Here is a 22,020-nt window from a genome sequence, read left to right on the forward strand (position 1 = left end):
CCCAATAAGGAGGGTCGTTTATTGCGCGGACGGCTCAGCACCGTCCGCAGGCAAATTCAGCTTCTGCGGCGGCGCAGGGTTTCAGCACCCACGGCCAGCACGATGACGACACCGATGATGACCTGCTGCAAAAAGGGAGAGACGTTGAGCAGGTTGAGGCCGTTGCGCAGCACGCCGATGATCAGCACGCCGATCAGCGTTCCGCCGATGCCGCCCGCACCGCCCGAAAGGGAGGTTCCGCCGATGACAACGGCCGCAATCGTATCCAGCTCGTAACCGAAGCCGCTGGAGGGCTGCACCGAGTCGAGACGCGCCGCAAGAACGATGCCGGCGAGACCGGCAAGAACTGCACAGGCGACATAAACGCAGATCGTCACCAGCGGCACATTGATGCCGGCAAGGCGCGCCACTTCCGGGTTACCGCCGACCGCATAGACCGTCCGGCCTTCCGAACGGAAGCGCAGGAACAACCAGGAAACCAGAACGACGACGAGCATCAGAAGCACGGTCGCTGTCAGCACGCCGAAATGGCGGTCAATTGCCAGCATCATGAACCAGTCAGGGAAACCGACGATCTGCTGTCCATCGGTGATCATATTGGCGAGACCGCGCGCCACCGACATCATGGCCAGCGTGGCGATGAAGGCCGGCACGCGGAAGGCAGTGACGAGAATACCGACCACGAGGCCGCAGGCGGCGGACGCGATCAGCGCCAGCACGATGGCCATGCCCATCGGCATGCCCGCCACATTTGCCGTCCAGCCCATGATCATCATCGACAGCGCCAGAACCGAGCCGACAGACAGATCGATGCCGCCGAGCAGGATCACGAAGGTCATGCCGACGGCCATGATGCCGAGAACGGTGATCTGGTCGAGAATGTTGAGCCCATTGCGCAGCGACAGGAAATTCTCGCTGGCGAAGGTCAGAAACACGCAGAGCAGCAGCAGGCCCAAAAGAGGTCCGGTCGCTCCGCTCAACCAGGCAAGCGGGCTCCTGGTGTGCGTGACCCCCTCATTGCGTTCAATCGCGGACATGGCTCCTCCCGGTGACTGTCTTGCATTTTTTAAACCGATTAGAATAATTATTCATTGTCGGTGAAACATGCATAAGCCAGTTTCGAGAAGGTTGTCAATAGGGCGTTAATGGCGAGGCCTGCCGTGAACAAGGACAGGCGGCTTTCAGCCTGCCGCCTCTCTCCTCATTCCTGTGCTCGTCACAGGAATCCAGTCGACGCGCGTCTGCGCGGCGGGAAGAGCCCTTTCAGCCCAAGGACTTGGGCTGACTGGATTCCTGTGACAAGCACAGGAATGAGGGCTGTGGAGATGCTCTTCACCGTGAATGCGAATGTAGCTGCAGAAATGACCAACACGGATTGAAACAAGAGAATCCGCAATTCCGGCTTGACAGAAACGCCATCTCTGCAATTATATAAATAGCTGTATAAATATTCACACGCATGTTTTGAAGAGGATTCCATGCAGTCCCAGGAGCTAGAGCGCATTGCGCGCCAGATTCGCCTTCGCGACGTACAGGCTGTTTTTGAAGCGGGTGCGGGCCATGTCGGCGGCGAAATGTCAGCTATCGACATCATGACGGCCCTTTATTTCCGCGTCCTGCGCATCTGGCCGGATGATCCGAAAAACCCTGCCCGCGGCCGTTTCGTGCTTTCCAAGGGCCATACGGCCTGCGCGCTTTATGTGACGCTGGCCAAGCGCGGCTTCATCCCGGAAGAGGAAATCTCGACCTTCCTGCAGCCGAATTCGCGCCTCAACGGCCACCCGAACTGTAACAAGGTTCCGGGTGTGGAAACCAATACCGGCCCGCTCGGTCACGGACTGCCGGTTGCCGTCGGCATGGCCAAGGCGGCCAAGCTTTCCGGTGCGGACTACCACACCTATGTCATGACCGGCGACGGCGAGATGCAGGAAGGCTCCAACTGGGAAGCCATCATGTCCGCCGCACAGTTCGGCCTGAACAACCTGACGCTGATCGTCGATCACAACCGCTTCCAGCAGGGTGCGGCGCTTTCGGAAACCAATGATGTCGCGCCGCTTCGCCCGAAGCTCGAGGCTTTCGGCTGGGAAGTCAGCGAAATCAACGGCAATGCCATGGCGGAAGTCGTGCCGGCGCTGGAGCATCGCGGCGACCGCCCGCATTGCATCGTCGCCCACACCAACAAGGGCCACGGCATTTCCTTCATGCAGGACCGCGTCGACTGGCACCATAAGGTTCCAAGCAAGGAACAATATGAAATCGCCGTCAAAGAACTTTCGGAGACATTGTAATGAACGCGCCCGTAACCGCCGCCAAGCTTTATGACTGCCGCGACGCCTTCGCGGAAACGCTGGAAGCGCTGGCCGCCGGCAATGACAGGGTCGTCGCCGTCTGCAACGATTCGGTCGGCTCCTCGAAGCTCGGCGGCTTCAAGTCGAAATTCCCCGAGCGCCTCGTCAATGTCGGTATCGCCGAACAGAACATGGTCGGCGTTGGCGCCGGTCTCGCCAATGGCGGCCAGTTGCCCTTCGTCTGCGGCGCATCCTGCTTCCTCACCGGCCGCGCGCTGGAGCAGATCAAGGCCGACCTTGCTTATTCCAACGCCAATGTGAAGCTGATCGGCATATCCTCGGGCATGGCCTATGGCGAACTCGGCCCGACGCATCATTCCATCGAGGATTTCGCCTGGACCCGCGTTCTGCCGAACCTGCCGGTCATCGCCCCCTGCGACCGCATCGAGACGGCGGCCGCCGTCAAATGGGCAGCAGACTATGCCGGCCCGTGTTTCCTGCGCCTGTCGCGCGTCGGCGTGCCGGATCTGCTCCCGGAGGGCCATGTCTTCGAACTTGGCCGCGCCAATCTGCTGCGTGAAGGTTCTGACCTGACTTTGATCGCCAATGGCACGCTGACGCACCGCATCGTCAAGGCCGCCGATATTCTGGCCAGCCGCGGCATCAAGGCTCGGGTTTTGAACATGGCGACCGTGCGTCCCATCGATGAGGCGGCCATCGTCGCAGCAGCAAAGGAAACCGGCGCGATCCTGACGGCTGAAGAACATTCGATCTTCGGCGGCCTCGGCTCGGCCATTGCCGAAGTCGTGGTCGAACAGGCCCCCGTACCGATGAAGCGCCTCGGCGTTCCGGGCGTCTTCGCCCATACCGGTTCTGCCGAATGGCTGCTGGATGAATTCGGCATGGCGCCGGCCGCCATGGCGGATGCGGCCGAAGCGCTGATCAAGAGAAAATAAAGTCTCCTCCCAGAGTCGTCGCGTGTCTTCGGATGCGCGGCGACACCCTTTCTGCAATATCGTCGTTTAGTCGCCGCAAGGCGGAAACGAAAAACTGCCGACGAAAGACTCCCATGATGCGCGCCATTTTGTCCATCGATCAGGGCACCACCAATTCCAAGGCCATTCTCGTCTCGGAAAGCGGAGAGTTGCTGGCGCGCGGCTCATCACCGGTCGGCATCGCCTATCCGCAGCCCGGCTGGGTGGAACAGGAGCCGCAGCGCATCTGGGCCTCGGTCTGCGAAGCGATCTCCGCCTGCCTCGCCGCCGCGCCCTCCACCGTCGATGTCGCAGCCATCGCCATTTCCAACCAGCGCGAATCCGTAACCATCTGGGACGGCGAAACCGGCGAGCCGCTCGGCCCGGTGCTCAGCTGGCAATGCCGCCGCACGGCGCAGGATTGCGCCGAGCTGATCGAGAAGGGCCATTCCGAGCGCGTCATGGCGCTGACCGGCCTGCCGATCGACCCGATGTTTCCGGGCGCAAAAATGCGCTGGCTGCTGGAGCGCGCCCCGAAGGGCCGCAGGCTCCGCATCGGCACCATCGACAGCTGGCTCATCCATTGCTTCACCGGCGGCATGGTCCATGCCTGCGACGCCTCCAACGCCGCCCGCAGCCAGGTGCTCGATCTCAACCGGCAGGTCTGGAGCGATGAGCTTTGCGAGCTCTTCGGCATCGATATCAACGCCCTGCCCGATCTGCGCGATAGCAGCGGCGATTTTGGCGTCACATCAGGCGTTCCCGGCATCAAGGACGGCACGCCGATCCTCGCCGCCATCGGCGACAGCCACGCCGCCCTCTTCGGCCATGGCGCCTTTAATCCGGGTGATGGCAAGGTAACCTTCGGCACCGGCTCTTCGGTCATGACAACCCTGCCGCATTTCATCGCGCCCGAACGCGGCATCACCACCACCGTCGCATGGCGGCTCGGCGGCAAACCCACCTTCGCCTTCGAGGGCAATATTCTCGTTTCGGCAGCCTCCCTGCCCTGGATGACGGAGATTCTCGGCCTGCCGGATGTCGCCGCGCTGGTGGAGCTCGCCTCCGCCGCCGAGCCTGATGGCCCCGGTTTCGTGCCAGCCTTCGTTGGTCTTGGCGCACCCTATTGGGATACGAATGCGCGTGCGCTTTTCTCGCAGATCAATTTCAGTACCACGCGTGCCCAGATGGCCCGCGCCGTCACTGACTCGATTGCCTTTCAGGTCCATGACGTCTTCGCCGCCATGCGCGCGCAGTCGCCTTCCGGCTTCGGGCGCCTGTTCGTGGATGGCGGGCCGAGCCAGAACCGTTTCCTGATGCAATGCGTTGCCGACATGCTGCAACACCCCGTCATCCAGCGTGACGCGCCGGAAGCCTCGGCACTGGGTGCCGCCTATCTCGCCGGCCTCGCGCTGGGTGTCTGGAGCGATCTCGATGCCATCGCGGCGCTGAACAGCAACGGCAACACCATCGCGCCGTCCGCGAGCGAAAACAGCCAGCGGCTCGGCATCTGGCGCGATGCGATTGCCCGCTCGACCTTGCCTGTAACCTCGGGTAATGGTGAATAAAAATTCACCCTGGAGGGCTTATGGGCAGGCTAAATGAACTTCGAATGATTTCCCGCGTGGCGCAGATGTATTTCAGCGAGCACAAGCGTCAGGCGGAAATCGCCCAGCATCTCAATCTCTCGCAGGCCACCGTCTCGCGCATGTTGAAGCGCGCCGAGGCGGAAGGCATTGTCCGCACCAGCATCATTCCGCCGCCCGGCACCTATAGCGATCTGGAAGCGCAACTGCGCGAACGTTTCGACCTGCCGGAGGCCATCGTTGTCGATTGCAGCGAGGATCGCGACGGCGCGATCATGGCCCGCATCGGCGAGGCAGCGGCGCATTTCCTCGAGGTGACGCTGTCGCAGAACGAGATCATCGGTGTTTCCAGCTGGAGCCAGACGATCTTCAAGATGGTGGAAAACATCCACCCGCTTAAAGGCGCCAAGGCGCGCTATATCGTCCAGACGCTGGGCGGCATGGGCGACCCATCGGTACAGACGCACGCCACCCAGATCACCACGCGCCTGGCGCGGCTGACGGAGGCGGAACCGAAACTGCTGCCGGTGCCGGGCGTCGCCACATCCCGCGAGGCGAAGCTTTTGATGCTCGCCGATCCCTTCGTGCGCGAAACCATCGATCTCTTCGGGTCGATCACGCTCGCCGTCGTCGGCGTCGGTGCGGTCGAGCCGTCGGAGCTTCTCGCCCGTTCCGGCAACATCTTTTCCGCCAAGGAACTCGCCGATCTCGCGCAGGCAGGTGCGGTCGGCGACATCTCGCTGCGCTTCTTCGACAAGGACGGCAAACCGGTGAAGACTCCGCTCGACGACCGGGTCATCGGCCTGCCGCTGGAAAACCTCTCCAATGTCGACCGTGTCATTGCGCTCGCCGGCGGTTCGAAAAAGACCGAGGCGATTGCCGGTGCGCTCAGAACCGGTGTGATCGACGTGCTCGTCACCGACAAATTCACCGCCGAACGACTGGTCGGCCAGGAAACATAGCCAAAATCCCATAAAGGAGGAGACATGAGGCGCTTTGAAGGTCAATCCGTATTCGTGACCGGAGGCAACAAGGGCATCGGTTACGGCATCGCCCGCCGTTTTGCCGAGGAAGGCGCGAAAGTCGCCATCGCCTCTGTCGACAAAGACACGCAGGATGCCGCCAAAAAACTGGCGGACGAGACGGGCAGCGTCACCCATGGCGTGATCCTCGACGTTCGGGATGCGGCAGCGGTGCGCGAGGCCTATGGCGCCGCCGAAGAGGCGATCGGCCCGCTTTCCATCTCCGTCCAGAATGCCGGCGTCATCACCATTTCCAAGATCGAAGAGCTGACGCAGGAACAGTGGGATTTCAACCTCGACGTCAATACCAAGGGCGCCTTCCTCTGCTGCCAGGAGGCGATCCGCCGCTTCCGCGAAAGCGGCACCAAGGGCCGCCTCGTCAATACCGCCTCCGGTCAGGCACGGCAGGGTTTCATCTATACCCCGCATTATGCCGCCTCGAAGTTCGGCGTTATCGGCCTGACGCAGAGCCTTGCCAAGGAACTCGCGCCGGAAGGCATTACCGTCAACGCCATTTGCCCAGGCATCATCCACACCGAAATGTGGGACTATAACGACCGCGTCTGGGGCCAGATGCTGGGTGAGTACAAGCCCGGCGAACTGATGGCCGAATGGGTGCGCAACATCCCCATGCGCCGCGCCGGAACGCCCGCCGAAGTCGCCGCACTGGTGGCGTTTCTGGCTTCCGACGACGCGGCCTATATCACCGGCCAGACGATCAATGTCGATGGTGGGTTGATTATGTCTTGAGGCTCGTTTGGGAACGGGTGCGGAGCAGCCAACCTCCCTCATCCCTGTGCTCGTCACAGGGATCCAGCCAGCCCAAGTCCTTGGGCTGAAAAGAGTCTTTCCGCCACGCAGACGCGTGTCGGCTGGATTCCTGTGACGAGCACAGGAATGAGGGAGGTAGGCCGTACCGTCAGTTGCGCAGCCTATACCCCGTCTTGAACATCCAGCCGACAACACCGAGGCAGAGCGCCAGAAACAGCGTGATCATTGCAAGGCTGATGGCAGGATTGACGTCGGCGATCTCGTAGAAACTCCAGCGGAAACCGCTGATGAGATAGAGCACCGGATTGAAGTGGCTGACCGTCTGCCACAAGGGCGGCAGCATGTCGATGGAATAGAAGCTGCCGCCGAGGAAGGTCAGCGGCGGCACCACCAGCATGGGGATGAGGTTCAGTTGCTCGAAATTCGTCGCCCAGATGCCGATGATGAAGCCGAACAGGCTGAAGCTCACCGCCGTGAGAACGAAGAACAGGATCATCATGAACGGGTGGGCGATGGTGATATCCACGAAGAAGGAGGCCGTTATCAGGATGATCGTGCCGATCATCAGCCCCTTGGTCGCCGCCGCACCGACATAACCGGCCAGAATTTCCGTCATCGCCACCGGAGCGGAGAGGATTTCATAGACCGTGCCGGTGAATTTCGGGAAATAGATGCCGAAGGAGCCGTTGCCGATACATTGCGTCAGAAGCGTCAGCATGATGAGGCCGGGCGTTATGAACGCGCCGTAGGAAACACCGCCAACCTCCTGAATCCGCGAACCGATCGCGGTTCCGAAGACGATGAAATAGAGCGAGGTGGAAATGACCGGCGAGACCACGCTCTGCAGCAGGGTGCGGCGCGTGCGCGCCATTTCGAACAGATAGATGGCCTTGATGGCTTCGAAATTCATTTCTGGCCTCCCACCAGCGAAACGAAGATATCCTCAAGCGAACTCTGCCGCGTTGAAATATCCTTGAAATGGATGTTGGCGGCGAAAAGGGCGCTCAGAACGTCGGCAATACGACCCTGTTCGCCATTGTCCTCGATTTCATAAGTAACGGTGCAGCGGTCATCGGAAAGCGTCAGCCCGAAGGGCGCAAGACTGTCGGGCAATTGCTCCACGGGTTGGGCAAGCTCCAGGAAAAGCTGCTTGCGGCCGAGTTTCTTCATCAACGCCGTCTTTTCTTCCACCAGCAGCAATTCGCCGCCATTGATGACACCCACACGGTCGGCGATTTCTTCCGCCTCTTCGATGTAATGCGTGGTGAGGATGATGGTGACGCCCTTGGCGCGCAGCTCGGAAACCACATTCCACATGTCGCGGCGCAACGCCACATCCACGCCGGCTGTCGGCTCGTCAAGGAACAGAACCTTCGGCTCATGCGCGAGCGCCTTGGCGATCAGCACACGCCGCTTCATGCCGCCGGAAAGTTCCCGCAGCATGTTGTCCTTCTTGTTCCAGAGCGACAGGGATTTCAGGATGCGCTCGATCAGTTCTGGGTTCTTCTTTTGCCCGTGCAGGCCGCGCGAGAAGCTGACGGTGTTCCACACCGTCTCGAACTGGTCGGTGGTCAGTTCCTGCGGGACGAGGCCGATCAGGGCGCGGGTCTGGCGAAAGTCCTTCACCACATCATGCCCGCCGACGAGCACCGAGCCTTCACCGGGATTGACGAGGCCGCAAACGATGGAGATCAATGTCGTCTTGCCAGCACCATTCGGGCCGAGAAGAGCAAGGATTTCCCCCTCTTTGATATCGAGGCTGACACCTTTGAGCGCCTGAAAGCCGTTTGCGTAGGATTTTGTCAGATTCCGTATCGAAACAATGGCATTCATGGCGAATCTTTCGAAAAACCGAGTAAGATGCACGCCATATAGGCCGGGGAAGGCGCAAATGCCAGTCCGACAGGCTGAACACTGCGTTCGGCGATTAAGGAAAATCAGCCGTAAACGCTATAGAAAAACTGCGCCGCAACGAAAACCAGAAACAGTCCGAAGGCGCGCTCCAGCTGCTTCTTGCTGAGCGCATGCGCCAGCCGCGCGCCATAGGGCGCAACGACAAGCGTGATGGGGATCAGCAGTACCACGGCGATCCAGTTGATGAAGCCGGTGGAAAACGGCGGCAGGCCCGCATCGCCCCAGCCGGCCCAGATATAACCCAACAGACCCGGCAGTGAAATCAGCACGCCGACGCCGGAAGACGTGGCGACCGCCTGATGAATGGTGCGTCCATAGAGCGTCATGAAGGTGTTGTTCATCACCCCGCCACCCACGCCCATCAGGCCGGAAAAAAGCCCGATGCCGGTGCCCACCAGAAAACGGCCCGGGTTTTGCGGCAGGTCGGAACCCAGATGCCAGCTTGCCCGGTTGAAGATCATCCGGAAGGCAAGCGCCAGCGCGATGAAGGCGAAGATGAGCCGCAGCGCAACGCTCGAGGCATAAGCGGCAACCACGGATGCGAGGATGGTGCCGAGCGGCACGGCGACGATCCAGCCCTTCAGCAGATCGATATCGACCGCGCCTTTCTGACGATGCGTCAGGAACGAACGGATGGAGGTGGGCACGATAATGGCGAGCGATGTGCCGAGCGAGAGATGCATACGCACCGCCTCCGGCACATCCAGCAGCCCGAAGACCTGGTAGAAGACGGGCACCAGCACCGCACCGCCACCGATGCCGAACAGCCCCGCCAGAAGACCGGCGACCACACCCGCTGCCGCAAGCGCCGCAGCAAAGACCATCAGCTCTGAAACAGAGGGCATAAAGGCAGGCTCCCGAAGGCCGTTGTCACAAACATGTGACCCTCATAGCGTATCAGAAGAGCGCGGCAAGCCATGTTGGCCGCAGGTCAGTACGGCGCGATATCTTTTGCCGCACATCCGCGCCGGATGGACCACTCCATGGGATCGTTTCCCATTGCATGCCCTTGCAAAGACGCCGATATCCCCCCGATAAGGCTGTCTTCTTCAACCGGCCTTCGGGCCGGTCTTTTTTTGTGGGGTGTGACAGAGGAGCTGGAATTCCGACAGTGAATCCACACTTCCGTCATTCCGGCCTTGAGCCGGAATCCAGCCATCTCAAGTCCTTGAGCTGAAAGGAGTCTTCCCGTCGCGCAGACGCGCGTCGGCTGGATTCCGGCACAAGGCCGGAATGACGGAAGTTGCAAACGTGAAGCATCACAGCGAGCGTCTAAAACGCCGCCCGACTATTGCCCTGCCCAATCACTCCGTTCTTGTCCCAATCCCTTAATCGCAATGCCTGTAACCTGACTTGCGGGTACGCAGGTCGAAGTGGAAATGGTTCCAGTGATTGGGATCGCTGCCCGGTCCGAGAACGGTGGAGAAATATTTACAGCTGTCGGACCTCACCGCCTTCAGCAGCGCTTTTTCGCGGAAGGCGAAGAAGCTCTTCTTGCGAACGTCGATTTCCTTGCCGTTTTTCAGCGTGATGGTGCCGATATCGATGGCGTTGCCGCGCGCATGTTCGGACCACGGATTGCTGGAGCGTGAATTCATCTTGCGGCAGGAATAACCGCCCATCGGCGTAATGCGGCCGACGCCGGAGAGATAGCGGAAACGCGAGGACGGTACGAGTTCGAACTTCACCCATTTCGCAAAGGCAAGCGTAACCTGGCAATTGAGCTTCACCGCCGGACGAACCGCGACGCCGCTGGCGAGACCGCTGAGCTCGATTGGGTAATCGATACCGCAGGTCGGACCGTCGGCAATGCGCGCAACATCCCGGAAAGCGACGCCGAGACGGCGAAGTTCGGAGCGGCAGGCAACTTCGGAGGATGGCATGACGCCGGGCGGCATCGAGCGGTTGCTTTGCAGCCCGCCACCCGCCATCGGATCGTTCGGCATCACCATCGCCACCTCTTCCACCGGCTGGCGACGGGAAGAAGAGCCGAGCGGCGGCGGCGGGATGAGCCGCGATTGGCTGGCCCGTTGCGGCTGGCGGGCCGGAGGAACGGCCACGGGATTATCGGTGCCGATACCGTCCACCACCGGCTGCGCCGACGCGCCTTCGGCAATATCCGCATCCTGTTCTTCGGCAAGTCCGCGAACCGGCTCCACGCCCAGCATGGAATCCATGTTCACGCCGCCTTCGCCTTCGGCGATCTGGTTGCTGGTCATCTGCTGCGCGGGCATGGTCTGCCCCTGCATCGTCTGGCCCTGCATTGTCTGCGCCGGCATATTGCCATGGCCGCTTGCCGCCATGCGCGCCTGATGCTGGGAATCGAGCGTTGAATAACCCTGTCCGCCCTGCGGCGATTGCAGCAGGGGATCCTGCGAGGCGTAAGGCTCCGGCATCGGTTGTGAAACGGCTGCCGGATAATCGGCGCCCTGCCCGGCCTGCTCGGCCTGATACACCGCACCCGCCGGCGCGCTGTAACCCTGCTGCCGCGAGGAGCGGATGGCGCTGACGCGCGTGGTGCCGTCCACCTCCGCCGGTGGCACGAGGCCCTCCGCCGAACACGACACCATGACCGTGGAAATCATCAGCAACGTCACAAGACGACGCGGAAGGGAAACATACGCCATACGAGAACCTGTACCTTCAGCGGCCGCTATTCGCGGCAATACAGGATAAATTTTAAAGAAATGAGGTAAACGAAACCTTATTGGTTGCGGGAAATAACGAATGATGTGTTTGGCGCAGTCCCATCCACACAAGACCGTGACAATTGCGTCCGATGACCACGCGGGCGGATAAAGTCTTGCCCATAACAAAAGGGCGCGGCCAAAGCCGCGCCCTTTAACTTTCCTGAAACACCTGAAATCACGCCGCCCGCGAAACCTCGCGCCCGGCACCATGTCCAAGCTCGAAACGCGACAGCAGCGAGCGCAGCTGGCGGCTTTCCTCGGCGAGCGTCTGGCTTGCCGCCGTCGTTTCTTCCACCATGGCGGCGTTCTGCTGTGTCATCTGGTCCATGTGGTTGACGGAGGTGTTGATCTCCTGCAGGCCGGTCGCCTGCTCGCGCGCTGCCGTGGCGATGGAGTTCACATGGCCATCGACACGATTGACCAGCGCCACGATCTCCTCCAGCGCATCGCCCGTCGAGCGTACCAGTGCGACACCGCCGCCGACTTCTTCGGCCGAACGGTTGATGAGGGTCTTGATTTCCTTGGCCGCATTGGCGGAACGTTGCGCCAGTTCGCGAACCTCCTGCGCCACGACGGCAAAACCGCGCCCGGCCTCACCCGCACGCGCCGCCTCAACACCGGCATTCAGCGCCAGAAGATTGGTCTGGAAGGCGATTTCGTCGATGACCGAGATGATCTGGCCGATGCGCTTCGAAGACTCCTCTATACGGCCCATGGCGTCGACGGCATTGCGCACGATCTCGCCCGAGCGGCCGGCGCTGGTTTTCGTGTCCTGCACCATCTGCCGTGCCTCGTTGGCACGCTCGGAAGCGGTGCGCACCGTGGCGGTGATCTCGTCCAGAGCAGCCGCCGTCTCCTCCAGCGCCGCCGCCTGCTGTTCGGTTCGGCGGGAAAGATTGCCGGTCGCACCGCTGATGTCGGAGGCGCTGTCATTGACCACATGGCCGGTTCTGGCAATCGCCTCGATCGCGCCGTGCAATGCGCCGACGGCACGGTTGAAGTCCATGCGCAGCTTTTCATAATCCGCGCCGATATCCGCAAGCGAAACGGTCAGATCGCCATTGGCAAGCGCCTCAAGCGCATCGCCCAGTTGCTCCATGGCGTGGGCCTGCCGCTCGGAAGCGGAGCGCAGAACCATCTCGTTACCATGCCGCTCCTGCTCCAGTGCCCGCTGCTGGTCGGCCTCGCGGGCCTGCAGCGCGCTGCGCTCATTGACGCTGTCGCGCAGTACCAGCAGCGTCTTGGCAATCGCGCCGATTTCATTGCGACGGTCGGCGAACTGTATATCTGCCGCGCCGTCACCGTCGGCAATCCGCCGCATGCTCTGGCGGATAAGATCGATCGGCCGCGTCACGCTGCGCACGACGGCTGCGGCCACGCCGACAACCAGAAGACCGGCGGCGATGCAAAGACCGCCATTAAAATAGACGTCGCGCCAGAACACCGCTTCAAGATCGTCAACATAAACACCAGTGCCGACAATCCAGCCCCAGGGAGCGAAACCGGCGACATGGGAAAATTTCTCGACCGGCTCCGGCGCACCGGGCTTCGGCCAGTAATAATCGACAAAGCCCTTGCCGCCTGCCTTGACCGTATTCACGAACTCGACGAACAGCGCCTTGCCGTTCGGGTCCTTGTTGGCGGTAAGGTCCGTGCCGTTCATTTCGGGTTTGATCGGATGCATCACCATTTTGGGATGCATGTCGTTGATCCAGAAATAGCCGCTGCCATTGCCATAGCGCATTGCTGCGATGGTCGTCTTGGCCTGCTGTTGCGCCGCCTCCCGCGTCAGGCTTCCGCCCTGCTCCAGCCGGTAATATTGATCGAGAATGGCAACAGCGGTTTCGTTCATTGCCGCAAGCCCGGCTTTCCGTTCGCGCTCCATTTCGTGGTAGCTTTCAAACAGGCTGAATGTCAGGGCCGCGGCCAGTATTGCCAGAAACAATGCGACGAGCGCATAAAGGCGCGTAGATATTGTTACGTTTTTCATGTTCCCCCTCAACGTCGCTGATGCACTTCGACCAGCCGATGTTAAAGGCAAAAAATTTATTATTATTAAATACACATATTATACGTTGGTATTATTCTTATATGCTCATACTCCTTGGCGCCACCATGCCAGACAGGCACAGCAAGCGTGAATTTTCAAACCGGTCGGCGGCATTTAAAGACACCGTTAACCGTGCGGCCCCTATCCTCTTTGACCGAAATTGCTTTACAGGGAGGGCGCGATGGCCCGGCCGAATTTTCGCTATACGCATTATGACCTGAAGGAATTGCGGGCAGGAACTACCCTTGAAATATCCCTGTCGGCCGTCAACAATGTCCGGCTGATGACGGGCGCGAATTTCCAGCGCTTCACCGAGCTGCTCGATTTCAAATATCTCGGCGGCGTTGCGAAAAAATCGCCGATCCGCATTGCCATTCCCGAGACATTGCACTGGCATCTGGTGATCGATGCCGAAGGCCATAGCGGCCTGGCGGAATCCTCGGTCAAGATGCTGCCCGCGCAGCCGCAGGCGGCACCGCATCGCAAGGCATCCTGATCTTCCTTAAAAAACAGAGAGTTGTCGCGGTTTCGCGACTCTTTTTGCCAGCGGCCTGAATCTTTTTCTTAAGATCGGCCGCGATATGGCTTTCGGCGCAATCGCGTAAAATCCTAGCGCGATCCACGCTCGCGACGCAGCTTCGACCACCAGTCCAGACGCTTGCGGATTTCCCTTTCGAACCCCCGATCAGGCGGATCGTAAAAGGTCGTGCGCCCCATTTTCTCCGGGAAATAATCCTGTCCGGAAAAGGCATCCGGCTCGTCATGGTCGTAACGGTAACCGTCGCCATAACCCTCACCCTTCATGAGCTTGGTCGGCGCGTTCAGAATATGTTTCGGCGGCACCAGCGAGCCGTTTTCCTTGGCCGCCCGCATCGCCGACTTGAAGGCGGTATAGACGGCGTTCGATTTCGGCGCGGTCGCGAGATAGACGCAGGCCTGCGCCAGCGCCAGCTCACCCTCGGGTGAGCCGAGATAATCATAGGCATCCTTGGCGGCATTGCAGACGGCGAGCGCCTGCGGATCTGCAAGGCCGATATCCTCCACCGCCATGCGCACCAGCCGCCGGCCGATATAGAGCGGGTCTTCACCGGCATCGAACATGCGGGCAAGATAATAAAGCGCGGCATCCGGGTCCGAGCCGCGCACCGACTTATGCAACGCGGAAATGAGATTGTAATGGCCGTCCTGGCTCTTGTCGTAAACCGGCGCACGGCGCTGCACGATGCGCGTCAGCCCTTCGGTATCGAATATCTCGTCCTTGCGCGCCGCCCGCCAGACTTCCTCGGCAAGCGTCAGCACGGCGCGGCCATCGCCATCGGCCATGCGGATCAGACTCGCCCGCGCATCCTCGGTAAGCGGCAGGGGCTTGCCCTCCGCCTCCTCGGCGCGCTTCAGAAGCTCGCTCAGACTGTCCTCGTCATGCGAGCGGAATGTCAACACACGCGCCCGCGACAACAGAGCGGCATTGAGTTCGAAAGACGGGTTTTCGGTGGTGGCGCCTACCAGAATAATGGTGCCGTCTTCCATCACCGGCAGGAAGCTGTCCTGCTGGGCGCGGTTGAAGCGATGAATCTCGTCTACGAAAAGCAGCGTCTGCCGGCCATTCATCCGCCGTGTGCGCGCCGCTTCGAAAACCTTCTTGAGATCGGCGACACCGGAAAAGATCGCCGAGATCTGCTCGAAGGCAAGCCCCGCTTCGCCGGAAAGCAGACGGGCAACCGTGGTCTTGCCGGTGCCGGGCGGCCCCCAGAAGATCATCGATCCCAGTGAACCGCTGTCGATCATACGGCGCAGCACGCCCTCCTCGCCCGTCAGATGCGGCTGCCCGCTCACCTCCGCCAGCGTCTTTGGACGCAGGCGATCGGCAAGAGGCCGCCGGTTGGCGACCTCCACGGGCACTTGCGGAGCGAAGAGATCGTCGCTCATCGCAGGAACTGCCGGATGCGTTGCCCGTCGCGCAGGATTTCCACCCGCCAGAAGCCGGGATTATCGTCCAGCGCCTTCTCGACAGCGGCGGTGGTGCCGATATCCGCGCCGTTCAGCGACAGGATCACGTCCTTCGGCTGGAAACCGACACGATAGGCCGGGGAACCGCGCTTCACATCGGTAATGACAACGCCGGTCACCTGCGACGGCATGCGCAATTCATCGGCAAGCTTCGGCGAAAGATTGGCGACAGTCGCGCCGGCGAAGGGATTGCGACCCTCGATCAGCCGTTCATCGCGCGGTGCGGTTTCCGGCGCGGTATCGAGCGCGATGGTCACCTTTTTCTCTTTTCCCTTGTCCATGACAGTGAGTTCGGCGGATTTGCCGATGCCGGCAGTCGTCAGGCGATAACCCAGCGCATCCGGATGTTCCACCTCGAAGCCATTGACGGCGGTAACCACCTGTCCGGGTTCGATGCCCGCCTTTTCGGCCGGCCCACCCTTGACGACGCTGACGACCAGCGCGCCGCGGGCGCGATGCAGGCCAAGCGCCTCGGCAACATCGGATGTCACCGGATCGAAGGTCGCGCCGATATAGGGCCGCTCGAAGCTTGCATCGCCACGCTCGGCGGCAGCCACGAAAACCCGGACCAGATTGGCGGGAATGGCGAAACCGATACCGTTCGAGCCGCCGCCCTTGGAAAAGATGGCCGTATTGATGCCGATCAGCTCACCCGCCATGTTCATCAATGCGCCGCCGGAATTGCCGGGGTTGATGGAAGCGTCGGTCTGGATGAAGAAGCCGAAATCGCCCTGCGTCACCTGGTTGCGTGCCAGACCCGAGACGATGCCGCTCGTCACCGTCTGGCCGACACCGAAGGGGTTGCCGATGGCCAGCACCAGATCACCCACTTCAATCGCATCGGAATTGCCGAGCGACAGCACCGGGAATTGCTCCTTCGCATCGATCTGCAGAATGGCGAGGTCGACGCGATCATCCTTAAGCAGCACCTTGGAGGAGAACTCACGCCCATCCGCCAGCGCTACCTTGATGTCATCGGCACCGTCGATAACGTGATTGTTGGTCACCACGAGGCCGCCGGCGGTCACGATGACGCCGGAGCCGAGCGACGACTGCTTTTCCGTGCGGTTCGGCATCTGCTGGCCGAAGAACTGTTCGAAGAAAGGATCACCGGCAAAGGGCGACAGACGCCGCTGTACGACGCGTTCGGCATAGACATTCACCACCGCGCCCGCGGTCCGCTTGACCAGCGGCGCGAAGGAAAGCTGCATTTCCGTGTGGCTCGACGGCACGGTCCTGTTATCCTGCGCCGCAGCACCCAAGGGCAGGAGAATGAGTGCGGCGAGAAAGCCGGTGGGCAGATACTTCAACACGCTTCGCATGTGATTCCTCATCGTCATCAGTATGATGGAGTTATAACGCTAAAGCCTGTAAAGCAAAGAGCGGCAAGATGATGGCCGTCCTTTTCCAGGCATGGATCGGTGGGCGACATTGGAACCAACAGCGCCCCTTTTCGGTTTCACCGGCACCTGACTGTCCTTAAAAAGAGACGACCCATGCATCTGAAACCGATCCTCCTTGCCAGCGGCATCCTGCTTGCCCCCTCCTTCATTTCGCTGGCCAGCGCGGCGAGCTTCGATTGCGAAAAGACCGATCTGGCCGCGGACGAGAAGGCGATCTGCGACAACCGCATGCTGAACGATCAGGATGTGAAGATGGCCACCACCTTCGACATCCTCACCCAGCTGATGGCGATGGGCGCCCGCGACACGCTGCGCGACGAGCAGAGCCAGTGGCTGAAGAAACGCCAGGAATGCGCAGCAGACGTTGCCTGCCTTACCGGCGCTTACGAGGAACGCATGAAACGTCTCGGAGAGGCGTTCCAGAGCATCAACCGGCCGCTCTGACCTCCTCACACCGCCCGGATAATGGTCTCCATAAGGCCATGCAACTGGTCCCGATAACCGGTTCGGGCGGAAGGCGCGTCCTCGCGAGAGGTCATCACGACCGATAGCCGTCTGGCGGGTACGATATAGAGCATCTGCCCACCATAACCCCAGGCGTAATAGACCGTCTCGCCTGCCATCTCCTTGATGAACCAGCAATAGCCATAGCCGTCGCCGTTGAAGACGGAATTGGTGCGCTGCCGCCACGATTGCTCGATCCAGCCCTGAGAAATCAACCGCTCGCCGCCGGGTGTCACACCACCCAGGCGGTAAAGCTCACCGAAGGCCAGCAAAGACCGCGCGGTCATCGCCATCTGGTTGCCGCCGAGATAGATGCCCTGCGGATCGCGCTCCCAGCCGCCGATGGAAAATCCTTCAAGCGGTCGGAACCAGTCGCGCGCAAGCGACAGCGTCGAACGGCCGGACGCTTTTGTCAGGATCGCCGAGAGCAGATGGGTGGAGCCGGTGGAATAAAGCATGCCGCCGCCCGGTTCCCCGGCAAAACCGGAACCCAGCGCCATCCGCACCCAGTTGCGGCTGGCGACCCAGCGGCCGTAATTGGGGCCGGACATGCGCTCCAGACCGGATTGCATCGACAGCAGGTTGCCGACGGTGATCCGTTCCAGCCGGGGATCGGGATTTTGCGGAAAATCGCCGCGCAGAACAGTCGCGATCGGCTGGTCGGCTCCTTCGAGAATCTTTCGATCGATCGCCATGCCCACCAGCGCCGAGATGATCGATTTCGAGGCCGACTTGATATTGGTGGAGCCGTTCAAACCCGCGCCGTGATAAGCGCGGCTCGCGACCTCCTCGCCATCGATGCTGACGATGACCGCCTTGAGGCTGGAAAGCGCATTCGCCTGCCGCAGCAACGGATCGAAACGGATGCCATTGCCGGTGCTTTGCGCGCGGGCAAACGAGGCGAAAGGCAGGGAAGCGATAAGGGCAAGTGCGGTTCTTCTTTTCATGTCACTGAGCTAGGAAGCCATACGGAGATGAAAAGAGGAAACATCGCCAATCACTCCAATGTGACCTTATTTCAAGCACCGGATTTCCACACCCCCAATTCGATGATCTCGCGAAATCTGTATGAAAACAGGGCGTTGGCCTGCATTCCGGAATCGAGATGCAAAGCGCTTGAATCAGTTTCTGATCTTGAGGACTATTGCCTGCCGCAAATGCAAAAGATGGGAAACGATGCCGCAACTGAAATCATCACCCCTTGTCCTGCGGCCTTTTAAAATGACGGACGCCTCGCCACTCGCCCGACTGACGAACGACCCGCTCATTTTGCGCAATCTGCTGCGCACGGCCTATCCTTTCGAACCCGACGATGCACTGCGCCTGATCAGGCGCATTGCTGAGCGTCGGCTGCCGGTATGGGCGGTGGATGATGGCAGGCTGGTCGGTCTCATCGGCCTTTCAGGCGAATTCGGACTTTGGCTTGATCGCCGTGTCTGGGGAAAGGGCTATGGAGAAGAAGCCGGACGCCTCGTCATCGATTATGCCTTTCAGCACATGGGCATAAGAACCCTGCATGCCAATCCGCTGTTTGACAACAGGGCGTCGCACCGTCTGGTGGACAAGCTGGGCTTTGTTGCAACCGGCCGTGCAAATGCCTTTTGCAGGCAAAGGGGAAAAATCGTGCCGCTTCGACCTTATCGGCTCGGTAAAGAATAAACGGCACAAAAAAAGCCGCCGTTTATCAACGGCGGCTTTTTATCATCCCGCAAATCCGGAAATTACTCCGGCAAAATCCGCACCGCGCCCTTGTCAGCGCTCGAGGCAAAGGCTGCATAGGCTTTCAGCGCGGTGGTGACATTGCGCTTGCGTGGCGCTTCCGGCTTCCAGCCCAGTTCTTCCTGCTGGGCACGGCGCGACGCCAGCTCCGCATCGGTGACCTTCAGGTTGATGGTGCGGTTCGGAATGTCGATCTCGATGAGATCGCCCTGACGCACGAGGCCGATGGCGCCGCCCTGCGCCGCTTCCGGCGAGGCGTGACCGATGGAGAGGCCCGAAGTACCGCCGGAGAAACGGCCGTCGGTGATCAGCGCGCAGGCTTTGCCGAGGCCCTTGGATTTCAGGTAACTGGTCGGATAGAGCATTTCCTGCATGCCCGGCCCGCCCTTCGGCCCTTCGTAGCGGATGACGACGACGTCGCCCGCCTTGACCTCATTGCCGAGAATGCCCTTCACGGCCGCATCTTGGCTTTCGTAAACCACTGCCGGGCCGGTGAATTTCAGGATGGATTCATCGACGCCCGCCGTCTTCACGATGCAGCCGTCGAGTGCGATGTTGCCGTAAAGCACGGCCAGACCGCCATCCTTGGAGAAAGGCTTCTCGACCGAGCGGATGACGCCGTTTTCGCCGTCCGTATCCAGATCGTCCCAGCGCGAGGATTGGCTGAAAGCCACCTGCGTCGGCACGCCGCCAGGAGCCGCCTTGAAGAACTGGCGCACCGTCTCGCTGTTGGTACGGGTGATGTCCCAGCGGTCGATGGCATCGCCCAGCGTCGCCTCATGCACGGTATAGGTATCGCGATTGATGAGCCCACCGCGTTCCAGCTCGCCGAGAATACGCATGATGCCGCCGGCGCGGTGAACGTCTTCCATGTGCACGTCCTGCTTGGCGGGCGCGACCTTGGAAAGGCAGGGAACCTTGCGGGAAAGACGGTCGATGTCTTCCATGCCGAAATCGACGCCGCCCTCATGCGCCGCCGCCAGAATATGCAGCACCGTGTTGGTGGAACCGCCCATGGCGATATCCAGCGACATGGCGTTTTCAAACGCCGCCTTGTTGGCGATGGTGCGCGGCAGGACGGTTTCGTCCTCCTGCTCATAATAACGGCGCGCCAGATCGACGATCAGGTGACCGGCCTCGACGAACAGCCGCTTGCGATCGGAATGGGTGGCAAGCGTCGAACCGTTGCCGGGCAGCGACAGACCCAGCGCCTCGGTCAGACAGTTCATGGAATTGGCAGTGAACATGCCGGAACAGGAACCGCAGGTCGGGCAGGCCGAACGCTCGATAACCTTCACATCCTCGTCGGAAATCTTGTCGTCCGCAGCCGCGACCATGGCGTCGACCAGATCGAGCGCCACCGTCTTGCCATGCAGGACGACCTTGCCGGCCTCCATCGGACCGCCGGAAACGAAGACGGCGGGGATGTTGAGGCGCATCGCCGCATTCAGCATGCCGGGCGTGATCTTGTCGCAGTTGGAAATGCACACCATGGCATCGGCGCAATGGGCATTGACCATATATTCCACCGAATCCGCGATGATCTCGCGCGACGGCAGCGAATAGAGCATGCCGTCATGGCCCATGGCGATACCGTCATCGACCGCAATCGTGTTGAATTCCTTGGCGACACCGCCGGCCGCCTCGATTTCGCGGGCAACGAGCTGGCCGAGATCCTTCAGATGCACATGGCCCGGCACGAACTGCGTGAAGGAATTGACCACCGCGATGATCGGCTTGCCGAAATCGCTGTCCTTCATGCCGGTGGCGCGCCAAAGGCCGCGCGCGCCCGCCATGTTGCGGCCGTGGGTTGTCGTTCTGGAGCGATAGGCTGGCATGGTGTTTTCCTCGATCTCTGGCGAAGAGCGCATTTCCGCAAACGCGGTAAAACAGCTCCTGCCCTATTTTGCGGTTTTTCTAGCGCAAACCGCAAGCCCTGTCACTGTCACCTTGGGGCAAAACAGTACGGTTCGGTACGGTACGCTTCCTCTTCATCTTGTTATCCGGCCGCGCCTTCATCACAAATGCGCGATTTCCGCCGCCCCACCGTTGTTTTTCCGTAGAGCACTGAAACATATCTGTGCAGCGGCCGTATTGGCTATCATAATCGATTTATCGCCGATGTACCCGGCTTTTGTGGAGGTTCCAATGCCCGCCTATCGTCCGCCCCTCATCTCGGCAAATGAAATCACGCCGAAGAATATCTACCTGTCCAGACGTGGCTTCCTCGGCACGGCGGCGGGGCTGGCGGCAATCGGGCTGGCCGGGCGCGAGGCTGTTGCCGCGCCGCTTTCCGCAAAACCCGGCGCCTACAAGCTGGATGAGAAACTCACCCCGCTCGATGCTGTCACCAGCTATAATAATTTCTACGAATTCGGTGTCGGAAAATCCGACCCGAAGGAAAATTCCGGCAAGTTCAAGCCTTCCCCCTGGACGGTGAAGGTGGATGGCCTCGTCTCCAAACCGCAGGAATTCGGCATTGAAGAGCTGATGAAATATCCTCTCGAAGAGCGCACTTACCGCATGCGCTGTGTCGAGGGCTGGTCAATGGTCATTCCGTGGATCGGCTTCCCCCTCGCCACCCTTCTCGACAAGGTGGAGCCGCTTGGCAGCGCGAAATATGTCGCTTTCGAAACCGTGGTGCGGCCAGACGAAATGCCGGGTCAAAGCGGTCTGTTCCAGCCTCTCTCCTGGCCCTATGTCGAGGGGCTCCGCCTCGATGAAGCGCGCCATCCGCTCACCATTCTCGCCGTCGGCCTTTATGGAGAAACGCTGCCGAACCAGAACGGTGCGCCGATCCGCCTCGTCGTGCCATGGAAATACGGCTTCAAGGGCATCAAATCCATCGTCCGCATTTCGCTGGTCGAGAAACAGCCGGAAACGACGTGGAAAAACTCCAACGCCCGCGAGTATGGCTTCTATTCCAACGTCAACCCGAATGTCGATCATCCCCGCTGGAGCCAGGCGACGGAACAGCGCATTGGCGAAGGCGGCTTCTTTGGCACTGAGAACCGCCCTACCCTGATGTTCAACGGTTATGACGAGGTTGCGAGCCTCTATGCCGGCATGGACCTGAAAGCGAATTATTGACC

The 22,020-nt window shown here is 60.6% G+C and carries 20 protein-coding genes; 10 read left to right on the forward strand and 10 right to left on the reverse strand.

Translation table 11 applies throughout. The annotated features are described in order from the left end of the window. Positions 1-56 precede the first annotated feature (56 nt). Positions 57-1,037, reverse strand: coding sequence for an ABC transporter permease (locus AGR7B_RS09150; protein ID WP_065655910.1), 981 nt, complete (start codon positions 1,035-1,037; stop codon positions 57-59). A gap of 441 nt (positions 1,038-1,478) precedes the next feature. Between AGR7B_RS09150 and AGR7B_RS09155 the strand changes: the two genes are divergently transcribed. The 5 genes from AGR7B_RS09155 (at position 1,479) to AGR7B_RS09175 (ending at position 6,620) form a co-directional block, all read left to right on the forward strand. After that, positions 1,479-2,288: a transketolase gene (locus AGR7B_RS09155; protein WP_080856511.1), complete on the forward strand. Its 810-nt coding sequence runs from the start codon at positions 1,479-1,481 to the stop codon at positions 2,286-2,288. Continuing rightward, complete coding sequence (locus AGR7B_RS09160; RefSeq protein ID WP_080856512.1) at positions 2,288-3,244, forward strand: transketolase family protein; 957 nt, start codon at positions 2,288-2,290, stop codon at positions 3,242-3,244. The genes AGR7B_RS09155 and AGR7B_RS09160 overlap by 1 nt, the downstream gene beginning before the upstream one ends. Before the next feature lie 116 nt (positions 3,245-3,360). After that, entirely contained in the window at positions 3,361-4,830 is a 1,470-nt protein-coding gene (locus AGR7B_RS09165; RefSeq protein WP_065655962.1) for an FGGY family carbohydrate kinase, read from the forward strand. Positions 4,831-4,850: 20 nt separating this feature from the next. Beyond that, on the forward strand, positions 4,851-5,810 hold the full coding sequence (locus AGR7B_RS09170) for a sugar-binding transcriptional regulator (RefSeq protein WP_161988008.1): 960 nt from the start codon (positions 4,851-4,853) through the stop codon (positions 5,808-5,810). Positions 5,811-5,834: 24 nt separating this feature from the next. Next, positions 5,835-6,620 (forward strand): SDR family oxidoreductase, encoded by a 786-nt coding sequence (locus AGR7B_RS09175; RefSeq protein ID WP_080856514.1) that lies wholly within the window; start codon positions 5,835-5,837, stop codon positions 6,618-6,620. A 169-nt stretch (positions 6,621-6,789) separates the two neighbouring features. Here the strand turns inward: AGR7B_RS09175 and AGR7B_RS09185 are convergent, their stop codons facing one another. The 5 genes from AGR7B_RS09185 to AGR7B_RS09205 form a co-directional block, all read right to left on the reverse strand. Continuing rightward, the gene (locus tag AGR7B_RS09185) at positions 6,790-7,551 is read right to left on the reverse strand and encodes an ABC transporter permease (RefSeq protein WP_080856515.1); all 762 of its coding nucleotides are present in this window, start codon (positions 7,549-7,551) and stop codon (positions 6,790-6,792) included. Next, positions 7,548-8,474, reverse strand: coding sequence for an ABC transporter ATP-binding protein (locus AGR7B_RS09190; protein WP_003520395.1), 927 nt, complete (start codon positions 8,472-8,474; stop codon positions 7,548-7,550). Before AGR7B_RS09190 ends, AGR7B_RS09185 begins: the two co-directional genes overlap by 4 nt. A gap of 104 nt (positions 8,475-8,578) precedes the next feature. Continuing rightward, complete coding sequence (locus tag AGR7B_RS09195; protein ID WP_080856516.1) at positions 8,579-9,400, reverse strand: sulfite exporter TauE/SafE family protein; 822 nt, start codon at positions 9,398-9,400, stop codon at positions 8,579-8,581. Positions 9,401-9,883: 483 nt separating this feature from the next. Then, positions 9,884-11,182: an extensin-like domain-containing protein gene (locus AGR7B_RS09200; protein ID WP_121490412.1), complete on the reverse strand. Its 1,299-nt coding sequence runs from the start codon at positions 11,180-11,182 to the stop codon at positions 9,884-9,886. A gap of 238 nt (positions 11,183-11,420) precedes the next feature. Then, positions 11,421-13,235: a methyl-accepting chemotaxis protein gene (locus tag AGR7B_RS09205; protein ID WP_080856517.1), complete on the reverse strand. Its 1,815-nt coding sequence runs from the start codon at positions 13,233-13,235 to the stop codon at positions 11,421-11,423. Positions 13,236-13,476: 241 nt separating this feature from the next. Between AGR7B_RS09205 and AGR7B_RS09210 the strand changes: the two genes are divergently transcribed. Beyond that, complete coding sequence (locus tag AGR7B_RS09210; RefSeq protein WP_003520391.1) at positions 13,477-13,791, forward strand: DUF1883 domain-containing protein; 315 nt, start codon at positions 13,477-13,479, stop codon at positions 13,789-13,791. Between the two features lie 113 nt (positions 13,792-13,904). Here the strand turns inward: AGR7B_RS09210 and AGR7B_RS09215 are convergent, their stop codons facing one another. After that, on the reverse strand, positions 13,905-15,221 hold the full coding sequence (locus AGR7B_RS09215) for a replication-associated recombination protein A (protein ID WP_080856518.1): 1,317 nt from the start codon (positions 15,219-15,221) through the stop codon (positions 13,905-13,907). Continuing rightward, positions 15,218-16,624, reverse strand: coding sequence for a DegQ family serine endoprotease (locus AGR7B_RS09220; protein WP_080856519.1), 1,407 nt, complete (start codon positions 16,622-16,624; stop codon positions 15,218-15,220). The genes AGR7B_RS09215 and AGR7B_RS09220 overlap by 4 nt, the downstream gene beginning before the upstream one ends. A gap of 174 nt (positions 16,625-16,798) precedes the next feature. Between AGR7B_RS09220 and AGR7B_RS09225 the strand changes: the two genes are divergently transcribed. After that, a complete protein-coding gene (locus AGR7B_RS09225) occupies positions 16,799-17,149 on the forward strand; it encodes a lysozyme inhibitor LprI family protein (protein ID WP_080856520.1) in 351 nt (116 codons plus the stop codon). A gap of 5 nt (positions 17,150-17,154) precedes the next feature. Here AGR7B_RS09225 and AGR7B_RS09230 read toward each other — a convergent pair whose 3' ends face one another. After that, positions 17,155-18,156 carry a serine hydrolase domain-containing protein gene (locus AGR7B_RS09230; RefSeq protein ID WP_078052747.1) on the reverse strand — a complete coding sequence of 334 codons (1,002 nt, stop codon included), beginning with the start codon at positions 18,154-18,156 and terminating at the stop codon, positions 17,155-17,157. Between the two features lie 27 nt (positions 18,157-18,183). Between AGR7B_RS09230 and AGR7B_RS25850 the strand changes: the two genes are divergently transcribed. Further along, positions 18,184-18,429: a hypothetical protein gene (locus AGR7B_RS25850; RefSeq protein WP_162934094.1), complete on the forward strand. Its 246-nt coding sequence runs from the start codon at positions 18,184-18,186 to the stop codon at positions 18,427-18,429. After that, positions 18,386-18,868, forward strand: coding sequence for a GNAT family N-acetyltransferase (locus AGR7B_RS09235; RefSeq protein WP_162934095.1), 483 nt, complete (start codon positions 18,386-18,388; stop codon positions 18,866-18,868). Before AGR7B_RS25850 ends, AGR7B_RS09235 begins: the two co-directional genes overlap by 44 nt. Positions 18,869-18,930: 62 nt before the next feature. On the opposite strand, the gene ilvD is transcribed toward AGR7B_RS09235, so the two are convergent. Next, entirely contained in the window at positions 18,931-20,766 is a 1,836-nt protein-coding gene (ilvD, locus tag AGR7B_RS09240) for a dihydroxy-acid dehydratase (RefSeq protein ID WP_080857046.1), read from the reverse strand. A gap of 310 nt (positions 20,767-21,076) precedes the next feature. On the opposite strand from ilvD, the gene msrP reads away from it, so the two are divergent. Beyond that, positions 21,077-22,018: a protein-methionine-sulfoxide reductase catalytic subunit MsrP gene (msrP, locus tag AGR7B_RS09245; protein ID WP_078052746.1), complete on the forward strand. Its 942-nt coding sequence runs from the start codon at positions 21,077-21,079 to the stop codon at positions 22,016-22,018. Positions 22,019-22,020: the final 2 nt, after the last annotated feature.

The sequence above is a fragment of the Agrobacterium deltaense RV3 genome (assembly GCF_900013505.1).
In the GTDB taxonomy this organism is placed as follows: Bacteria; Pseudomonadota; Alphaproteobacteria; order Rhizobiales; family Rhizobiaceae; genus Agrobacterium; species Agrobacterium leguminum.

Bases quoted from the DNA above. Each gene is read 5' to 3' on its own strand.
- AGR7B_RS09150 (WP_065655910.1), bottom strand. From the start codon at position 1,037: ATGTCCGCGATTGAACGCAATGAGGGGGTCACGCACACCAGGAGCCCG.
- AGR7B_RS09155 (WP_080856511.1), top strand. From the start codon at position 1,479: ATGCAGTCCCAGGAGCTAGAGCGCATTGCGCGCCAGATTCGCCTTCGC.
- AGR7B_RS09160 (WP_080856512.1), top strand. From the start codon at position 2,288: ATGAACGCGCCCGTAACCGCCGCCAAGCTTTATGACTGCCGCGACGCC.
- AGR7B_RS09165 (WP_065655962.1), top strand. From the start codon at position 3,361: ATGCGCGCCATTTTGTCCATCGATCAGGGCACCACCAATTCCAAGGCC.
- AGR7B_RS09170 (WP_161988008.1), top strand. From the start codon at position 4,851: ATGGGCAGGCTAAATGAACTTCGAATGATTTCCCGCGTGGCGCAGATG.
- AGR7B_RS09175 (WP_080856514.1), top strand. From the start codon at position 5,835: ATGAGGCGCTTTGAAGGTCAATCCGTATTCGTGACCGGAGGCAACAAG.
- AGR7B_RS09185 (WP_080856515.1), bottom strand. From the start codon at position 7,551: ATGAATTTCGAAGCCATCAAGGCCATCTATCTGTTCGAAATGGCGCGC.
- AGR7B_RS09190 (WP_003520395.1), bottom strand. From the start codon at position 8,474: ATGAATGCCATTGTTTCGATACGGAATCTGACAAAATCCTACGCAAAC.
- AGR7B_RS09195 (WP_080856516.1), bottom strand. From the start codon at position 9,400: ATGCCCTCTGTTTCAGAGCTGATGGTCTTTGCTGCGGCGCTTGCGGCA.
- AGR7B_RS09200 (WP_121490412.1), bottom strand. From the start codon at position 11,182: ATGGCGTATGTTTCCCTTCCGCGTCGTCTTGTGACGTTGCTGATGATT.
- AGR7B_RS09205 (WP_080856517.1), bottom strand. From the start codon at position 13,235: ATGAAAAACGTAACAATATCTACGCGCCTTTATGCGCTCGTCGCATTG.
- AGR7B_RS09210 (WP_003520391.1), top strand. From the start codon at position 13,477: ATGGCCCGGCCGAATTTTCGCTATACGCATTATGACCTGAAGGAATTG.
- AGR7B_RS09215 (WP_080856518.1), bottom strand. From the start codon at position 15,221: ATGAGCGACGATCTCTTCGCTCCGCAAGTGCCCGTGGAGGTCGCCAAC.
- AGR7B_RS09220 (WP_080856519.1), bottom strand. From the start codon at position 16,624: ATGCGAAGCGTGTTGAAGTATCTGCCCACCGGCTTTCTCGCCGCACTC.
- AGR7B_RS09225 (WP_080856520.1), top strand. From the start codon at position 16,799: ATGCATCTGAAACCGATCCTCCTTGCCAGCGGCATCCTGCTTGCCCCC.
- AGR7B_RS09230 (WP_078052747.1), bottom strand. From the start codon at position 18,156: ATGAAAAGAAGAACCGCACTTGCCCTTATCGCTTCCCTGCCTTTCGCC.
- AGR7B_RS25850 (WP_162934094.1), top strand. From the start codon at position 18,184: ATGAAAAGAGGAAACATCGCCAATCACTCCAATGTGACCTTATTTCAA.
- AGR7B_RS09235 (WP_162934095.1), top strand. From the start codon at position 18,386: ATGCCGCAACTGAAATCATCACCCCTTGTCCTGCGGCCTTTTAAAATG.
- ilvD (WP_080857046.1), bottom strand. From the start codon at position 20,766: ATGCCAGCCTATCGCTCCAGAACGACAACCCACGGCCGCAACATGGCG.
- msrP (WP_078052746.1), top strand. From the start codon at position 21,077: ATGCCCGCCTATCGTCCGCCCCTCATCTCGGCAAATGAAATCACGCCG.